This window comes from Gammaproteobacteria bacterium, assembly GCA_016765075.1.
GTDB lineage: Bacteria > Pseudomonadota > Gammaproteobacteria.
This window is the reverse complement of the sequence record JAESQP010000123.1, coordinates 1-8,044: the sequence shown is the minus strand read 5'-3', so window position 1 is coordinate 8,044 and position 8,044 is coordinate 1. Positions and strand designations below refer to the sequence as shown.

The window sequence follows — 8,044 nt, the reverse complement described above, 5'->3', positions numbered from 1 at the left end:
CGTCGCGAGTTGTCTGAGCAACAACGAGTTAAACGGCATATTCTTGCCAAGGCAGGAAGGGATAAATTTAGGCGTGGAGTGATGGGTTTTTTCGATAAGGTAACAGGCAGAGAGAAACGAGTACGCTTGATTAACCAAAAAGAAACGGTATTCCTGAGACAGAAACAAAAGAAAGCGAAGGAAGAGCTGGTTTTTCGCCATGGCGATGTACGCTCTGTTTTACAGGATGAATTCAAACAGGTGCGAGGTAATCAGCTAGGTGAGAGAACTTTACTTGCTAAGCGTATTCATGAATACAGGCAAATGCAGGAACGAGAAAGAAAGCACTCTATGCTCCCTGCTTTTGACGGCGCTTCACGGGATAAACCTCAGAGCATAAGTAAACAATCTGACCATACAAGAACACGTTCATCGAAACGGGCTACCCGCACCCGTGAACGTAAACCTGAGTAATTATAAAACCTTGAGCATAAAAAGATTTGCGATTGCTAACTCCCCAATATTCCCTTATTCTCTCACCTAGCATTTAGGTGGATAAGCCATGAGTAACGACATACTGACCTTGAAAGAAGTCGCCGAATATCTCAAATTAGCAGAGAAAACCGCCTATCGCTTAGTAGCAGAAGGAAAGCTCCCCGGTTTTAAAATTGGGGGTAGCTGGCGCTTCCGAAAGGATGAAATCGAAAAATTAACCAAGGGTGAAGTCGTCAATATAAAGACTACGTGAAATCATGGAAATTATTGACAATATAAACCACCTGTTAGGCGATAATATAAAGCAGGATATAAAGAAAGGCTCAAAGCTGAAAATAGCAGCTTCATGCTTCTCTATTTATGCATTTGAGGCATTAAAAAATGAATTGCAGAAAATTGATTCCTTAGAATTTATTTTCACATCACCAACATTTGTTCCAGATGAAACAATAGACAAAATAAAGAAAGAACACCGTAAATTTCATATTCCTAAAGCTGAAAGAGAGCGAAGCTTTTACGGCAGTGATTTTGAGATACAACTAAAAAATAAACTTACCCAACGTGCGATTGCTAAGGAATGCGCTGAATGGATAAAAAGAAAAGCCACATTTAAATCCAATAGTGGAAAATCACCTATGCAGCAATTTGCCTGCGTAGAAAATAAAGAAAGCCAATCTGTTTATCTTCCCCTTCAGGGGTTTACTGCTGTCGATCTTGGATACGAGCAAGGTGATGCCGTATCTAATATTATTACCAAGCATAACGAACCAGCAAGCACGCAAGTTTACTTAAATCTATTTGATCAGATATGGAGTGATCCTGAAAAAATTGAAGATGTAACCTCACAGTTATGCGATCACATTGCCAGTGTTTACAAAGAGAACCCTCCTGAACAGGTTTATTTCTTTATGCTCTATAATATTTTTAGTGAGTTTTTAGAGGATATCAATGAAGATGTTCTGCCTAATGATTTAACTGGCTATAAAGATAGCTTGATTTGGAAGAAGCTCTACAATTTTCAGCAGGACGGCGCTACCGGAATTATCAATAAACTAGAAACTTACAATGGTTGCATACTTGCCGATAGCGTGGGTTTAGGTAAAACATTTACAGCTCTTGCCGTTGTGAAATATTATGAATTAAGAAACAAATCTGTTCTAGTCCTTTGTCCTAAAAAACTGGCTAACAACTGGTTAAATTATAATCGAAACCTTAAAACCAACATTTTCTCTAAAGACCGTTTTAATTATGATGTTCTTTGCCACACAGACCTTCAAAGAACCAGTGGCGAATCTTTTGGAACACCGCTAGATAGAATTAATTGGGGGAATTATGATCTCGTCGTTATCGATGAATCGCATAACTTCCGTAATAATGATGCTTTCAAGGATAAAGAGACTCGTTATCAAAAGCTGATGAATTCAGTCATTAGGGATGGCGTAAAAACAAAAGTCCTGATGTTATCTGCTACACCTGTTAACAACCGCTTTATGGATCTTCGCAATCAGCTTGCGCTTGCTTATGAAGGTGACGTTTCAAATTTAAACAAAAAACTCCGAACCACCAAAGGTGTTGATGAAATATTCCGCAGGGTACAAGCTACTTTTAATCAATGGGCAAAACTGCCAACCGAAGAACGCACAACGGATGCCATCTTAAAGTCTTTAGACTTTGATTTCTTCGAGTTACTAGACAGCGTAACTATTGCACGATCACGCAAGCACATTCAGACTTTCTACGACACTTCTGAAATTGGTAGCTTTCCAGAGCGTAGAAAACCTATTTCATATCATAGTCCCCTGACCAACCTAACCGATGTGATGGGCTTTAATGATATTTTCAGAGAACTGTCTTTATTGAAACTATCCATATATGCACCCGTTAGCTACATACTGCCTAGTCGTATAGCAAAATATGAGGATTTGTATGATACAGAGGTCGGCGGTGGTAAAAGTAAACTAAGACAGGCTGACCGAGAAAAAAGCCTTCAAGCATTAATGACAACAAACTTGCTTAAGCGCCTTGAAAGCTCAGTAGAAGCATTCCGCATTACCTTAAATAAATTAAAGGTGAAACACACGGAAACATTATCAAAAATTGAAGCTTACAATCAGCGCGGTGAAGACAAAGGCATTGCAGACAATTCAGCCTTCTATGAAAATGCGGAACCAGATGATGAAAGCTTTTTGGAAATGGAAGAAGACGTAACGGGTGGGAAAGTTCAGATCAAGCTGTCAGATATGGATTTGCCGTTGTGGGAGCATGACTTAAAAACGGATGTTGCTATTGTTCAGGCTCTGCTTAGTGAAATGCAGAAAATCACGCCTGAAAATGATACCAAACTTCAACACTTAAAGAAGCAGATTGATGACAAAGTCACCAGCCCTATAAATCCCGATAATAAGAAGGTTCTTATTTTTACGGCTTTTGCGGATACAGCTAATTACCTTTATGAGAATTTATCTGACAGTATTCTGGATTTACATGGTCTTCATACAGGAAGGGTGACGGGAACATCGTCACCCCAGTCCACATTAAAGAGAACACTAAAAACAAATTACGATTATGAATCACTGCTAACGCTGTTTTCTCCTCGTTCAAAAGAAAAAGATATTGTTCTACCTGATGAGCCAAATGAATTAGATATACTCATCGCTACCGACTGTATATCTGAGGGGCAAAACTTACAGGATTGTGACTACCTGATTAATTACGATATTCACTGGAATCCAGTACGCATTATTCAGCGGTTTGGTCGAATTGACCGTATTGGTTCTATCAACTCTACTATCCAGCTTATGAATTATTGGCCAGATATTTCCCTTGATGAATATATCAACCTTAAAGAGCGTGTAGAAAGTCGTATGATTATTGCAGATATGTCGGCAACGGCTGATGATAATCCGCTCAATGCTAAAGCTAACGATATTTCATACCGCAAAGACCAATTAAAACGTCTTCAAGAAGAAGTAATTGAAATGGAAGACCTCAAGTCAGGGGTATCCATTACAGACCTTGGATTGAATGATTTTCGAATGGATTTATTGGGCTACATTAAAGAGCATGGTGATATGTCTAGCATCCCGAACGGAATGCATGCCGTTGTACCTGCATCGCCAGATAAAGGATTAAACCCTGGTGTTATATTTACTCTGCGTAATCGTAATCAAAGCGTCAACATCAACCAACATAATCGTTTGCACCCTTATTACATGGTTTACATTGCTGATGATGGAAAAATAATCGCAAACCACAACGAGATTAAAAAACTGCTAGATTTAGTAAGAAGCACCTGCAAAGGTCAACACAAACCACTTGATGATATATGTCATTTGTTTAATCAGGGGACGGATGACGGTCGAGATATGAGTGCCTATTCAAATTTACTTAAAGAGACCATCGGATCAATTATTGACCTGAATGAAGATAAGGATATTGATAGCCTCTTTAGTGGAGAGCGTACAACCGCTCTAATTGATACGATTGCAGGCTTAGATGATTTTGAGTTGATTAACTTTCTTGTAGTGCAAGAAGGTAATGATTAATGAGTGCGATATTTGATTATCCGAAGCAATCTGAGTTTGGTCGCATAGTCGCTAAGAATAAAATATATGATCGAGTAAAGCCTAGCCGTAAAATTCAGGATGCATTCGTATCACAAATTGGAAAAATCATCTGGAAATATAAACTCGCACCAAAAACAACCAACCTTTCGGAGACAACCAGAGTCAAAGAAATAGAAGTGTTTGAGGTGGCTTTAAAAACAGAGATTTTAGATGTAAGTGTTTTACGATGCATCGATAAAGCGATTGCTCACCCAATTATTTTTCACCTGACTTACGCAGATAAGGTAAAAGTCATTGCGACATATAAACGCCCTAGTGAAGCGGATACCAGTAAATGGGTGATTGGTGATGAATATTTTGAAACAGACTGGATGCCAGAAGATAGTGAGCGACAAAAACTCCCAGTGGTGCTTAACCTATCTCGTTTATATGAGCATATCTTGCGTGAACTGATACCTCTGCAATCACAAAAAAATGAGAGCTTAGAAAATCATATAGAGCGAATGGAACAAGTGATGACCAAAGATAAAGAACATAAAAAGCTGGAAGCACTGATGAACAAAGAAAAACAATTTAACCGTAAGGTAGAGATGAATGCAGAACTGCGGGCATTAAATAGTGAATTAGAACAATTAAAGCATGGCGCAAAAGCATAAATAAGGGCATAAAGAACTATGGAAAAACTAGATTTGACAACGCCGAATTTTACAAATGAGAATATAGCCAAGCTGGCAGAATTGTTCCCCAATTGCGTTACTGAAAAGAAAAATGATATAGGTGAAGTCGTACACGCCATTGATTTTGATGCTTTGCGTCAAGAATTCTCTGACACAATTGTTGAAGGTACACAGGAACGTTATAGCTTGAATTGGCCGGGCAAGCGTGAAGCACTGGTAACTGCTAATACGCCTATTTCTAAAACCCTGCGTCCATGTCGTGATGAAAGCGTTGATTTTGATACCACCAAGAATATCTTTATTGAGGGGGATAATCTTGATGCATTAAAACTGATGCAGGAAACATACCTTAATAAAATTAAAATGATCTATATCGATCCGCCCTATAATACTGGAAAAGATTTTGTTTATAAGGATAACTTCACCGTAGGAAAAAGTGAATATGAAGAAGTCTCTGGTCAAATTGATGCAGAAGGTGGACGTTTAGTTTCGAACCCAGATAGTAATGGTCGTTTTCACTCGGACTGGCTGTCTATGATTTATCCAAGATTAAGATTGGCACGAAATTTACTAAGGGACGATGGAGCAATATTTATTTCGGTTGATAATGAACAAGCAAATATGAAAAGACTTTGTGATGAAGTTTTTGGTGAAGATAATTTTGTTGAATGCATTTCTTGGAATAAACGCATCCCAAAGAACGATAAAGGAATAGGAAATATTCATGAGTATGTTCTTTTATATGTAAAAAATAGAGATTCGAAATTAGAATTCACAATGAGAAAAGATGGTTTAGATGATATTTACAATTTACTAGAACAATTAAAGAGGAAGAAAACATCTCTAGATCAAGCAGAAAATAATATAAAAAAGCTTTATAAGAAAAATGGATATGACAGAGGAATAACGCTCTACAATTCGTTAGATAAAAATTATAAGCTTTGGGGTAAAATCAACATGAGCTGGCCGAATGCAGATACTTTTGGTCCAACGTATGACGTTTTTCATCCTAATACTGGTTCTGTAGTTAAAGTTCCTGATAGAGGGTGGAGATGGAAGAAGGAAACTTTTGATGCAGCCGCGAAGTATGAAGATGGTGAATATCAAGATATTCAAGAGCTACACGATGGTAGTTATTTGTGTGGGAAGATTTGGTTTGCTCCAGATGAGAATACTCAGCCTAGCTCTGTAACATATTTGGATGATGTTAATAACTTTTTACTGCGGTCGATTTTATCACTTAAAAGTGATGGTGGAGTTGAAGTAGAAAATCTATTTGAGGGGAAAAGTTATTTTTCTTATCCAAAACCAACAAGCCTATTAAGAGTGCTCTTTAGTTCTAACATGGCCAAAGGCGATATATTGTTAGACTTTTTTTCTGGGTCGGGAACCACGGCACATGCTGTCATGCAACTGAATGCAGAAGATGGCGGTAATCGAAGTTGTATTTCAGTACAGTTGCCAGAACAAGTAAATGAAAAATCAGAAGCATTTAAAGCTGGATATAAAAATATTTCCGATATATCGATAGAACGGATTCGCCGTGCTGGTAAGAAAATTAAAGAAGACAATGCTGATAAAGAAGGTATTGAAAATCTTGATATAGGTTTCCGTGTATTCAAAATTGATAGCTCCAACATGGTTGATGTACATCTTCCTCCTGATGAAGCACATCCTGATATGTTTGAAGAGCATGTTGGTAATATTAAAAAGGATCGGTCATCTGAAGATTTACTGTTTCAAGTATTGTTAGATTGGGGTGTGGATTTATCTCTCCCTATTAATCGTGAAGATATTGAAGGCAAGGAAGTATTCTTTGTTGATGGTAATGCATTGGCGGCGTGTTTCGATGAAGACATTAACGAAGACTTTGTAAAAAAACTAGCCGAAAAACAACCCTTGCGAGTTGTATTCCGTGATGATGGTTTCACCAGCGATTCTGTGAAAATCAATGTAGAGCAAATATTCAAACTTAAATCACCAGCAACTGATATCAAGGTTATTTAAGGGGGCGATGAATGAACGCGACTGATTTACAGATAACCTTGGATAATTTAATTGCCACTTGGGAAAATGAAGTGGTGGAATTTAAGCAGGCTGGAGAGGGTTTTTCCACCAGTAATATAGGCAAATACTTCTCTGCTTTGTCTAATGAAGCGAATATACACGGCATTGAAAGTGCGTGGCTCATTTTTGGGGTTGATAACAAGTCACGGAGTGTTGTCGGTACGGATTATCGCCCTGAATCTGAGCGTTTGCAAAGTCTGAAAAATCAAATTTCCAATGGCTCAGAACCCAGTATCAGTTTTCGTAATATCTTTGAGTTAGACACTGATAAGGGGCGTGTCATTTTATTTCAAATCCCACCGGCACCTCAAGGAATGCCTATTGCATGGCAGGGGCATTACTATGCCCGTGCAGGTGAGAGCCTCATTAGTTTAGGTTTGGATAAGCAAGATGAAATACGCCAACAGACATTAGCGGATGATTGGACTGCACAGATCATTCCAAAGGCCACTATCAATGATTTAGACTTATCTGCAATACAAAAGGCGCGTGAAGCGTTTAGCTTAAAACATGCTAACCGTATTTCCTCCGATGAAGTGGTGCAGTGGTCAGATAGCACTTTTCTGGATCGAGCAAAGATAACGCAGGGAGGAAAAATAACACGCACGGCAGTTTTTTTACTTGGTAAGGCGGAGTCTGCATATTTGTTGTCACCACACCCAGCACAAATGACATGGAAGCTTGTCGGCGCAGAGCAAGCCTATGAGCATTTTAGTCCGCCGTTTATGTTGAATACGACTTTACTCTATCATCGCATACGCAATATTCAGCTGCGTTTATTGCCTCTTGATGAATTACTGCCTTATGAGATTTCAAAATACGATCAGAAGATTGTGCTGGAAGCCCTGCATAACTGTATCGCGCATCAAGACTATTCGCGCAATGGACGTATCATTGTTACTGAGGAGCAAGATAAACTTATTTTTGAAAATGAAGGTAGCTTTTTTGAAGGTGTGCCAGAAGATTATATTCTTAATAAAAAAACACCTCGCTGTTATCGCAATCCATTTTTGGTGTAGGCAATGGCTGAGTTGAATATGATTGATACGATGGGCTATGGCATTCATCAAATGCACACTAAGCAAGCCGCGATTGTGTCGCTATCTCGTGATAGATTTTGCACTTCCCTGTGCAAAACCGACTCGTTTCCGCGACAACTGATTCCTTTTGCACCGACCGCCCTGCGTTCGTGCCGCTACGCCACATCATCGCACGCTCGTCGCCGGCTTCGCAGCACTACCTCAGTGGCTCTACGGCGTG

Annotated in this window: 5 protein-coding genes and 1 pseudogene; all 6 read left to right on the top strand. The window is 38.9% G+C overall.

The window, feature by feature from the left end:
- Positions 1-81: 81 nt before the first annotated feature.
- Positions 82-453 (top strand): hypothetical protein, encoded by a 372-nt coding sequence (locus tag JKY90_07425; GenBank protein ID MBL4852093.1) that lies wholly within the window; start codon positions 82-84, stop codon positions 451-453.
- Positions 454-541: 88 nt separating this feature from the next.
- On the top strand, positions 542-727 hold the full coding sequence (locus JKY90_07420; GenBank protein ID MBL4852092.1) for a helix-turn-helix domain-containing protein: 186 nt from the start codon (positions 542-544) through the stop codon (positions 725-727).
- Positions 728-731: 4 nt separating this feature from the next.
- Positions 732-4,019: a DEAD/DEAH box helicase family protein gene (locus JKY90_07415; GenBank protein ID MBL4852091.1), complete on the top strand. Its 3,288-nt coding sequence runs from the start codon at positions 732-734 to the stop codon at positions 4,017-4,019.
- The gene (locus JKY90_07410) at positions 4,019-4,696 is read left to right on the top strand and encodes a DUF4391 domain-containing protein (protein ID MBL4852090.1); all 678 of its coding nucleotides are present in this window, start codon (positions 4,019-4,021) and stop codon (positions 4,694-4,696) included. Before JKY90_07415 ends, JKY90_07410 begins: the two co-directional genes overlap by 1 nt.
- Positions 4,697-4,714: 18 nt before the next feature.
- Positions 4,715-6,724 carry a site-specific DNA-methyltransferase gene (locus JKY90_07405; protein ID MBL4852089.1) on the top strand — a complete coding sequence of 670 codons (2,010 nt, stop codon included), beginning with the start codon at positions 4,715-4,717 and terminating at the stop codon, positions 6,722-6,724.
- 11 nt (positions 6,725-6,735) lie between these two features.
- A pseudogene (locus JKY90_07400) lies at positions 6,736-8,044 on the top strand (putative DNA binding domain-containing protein).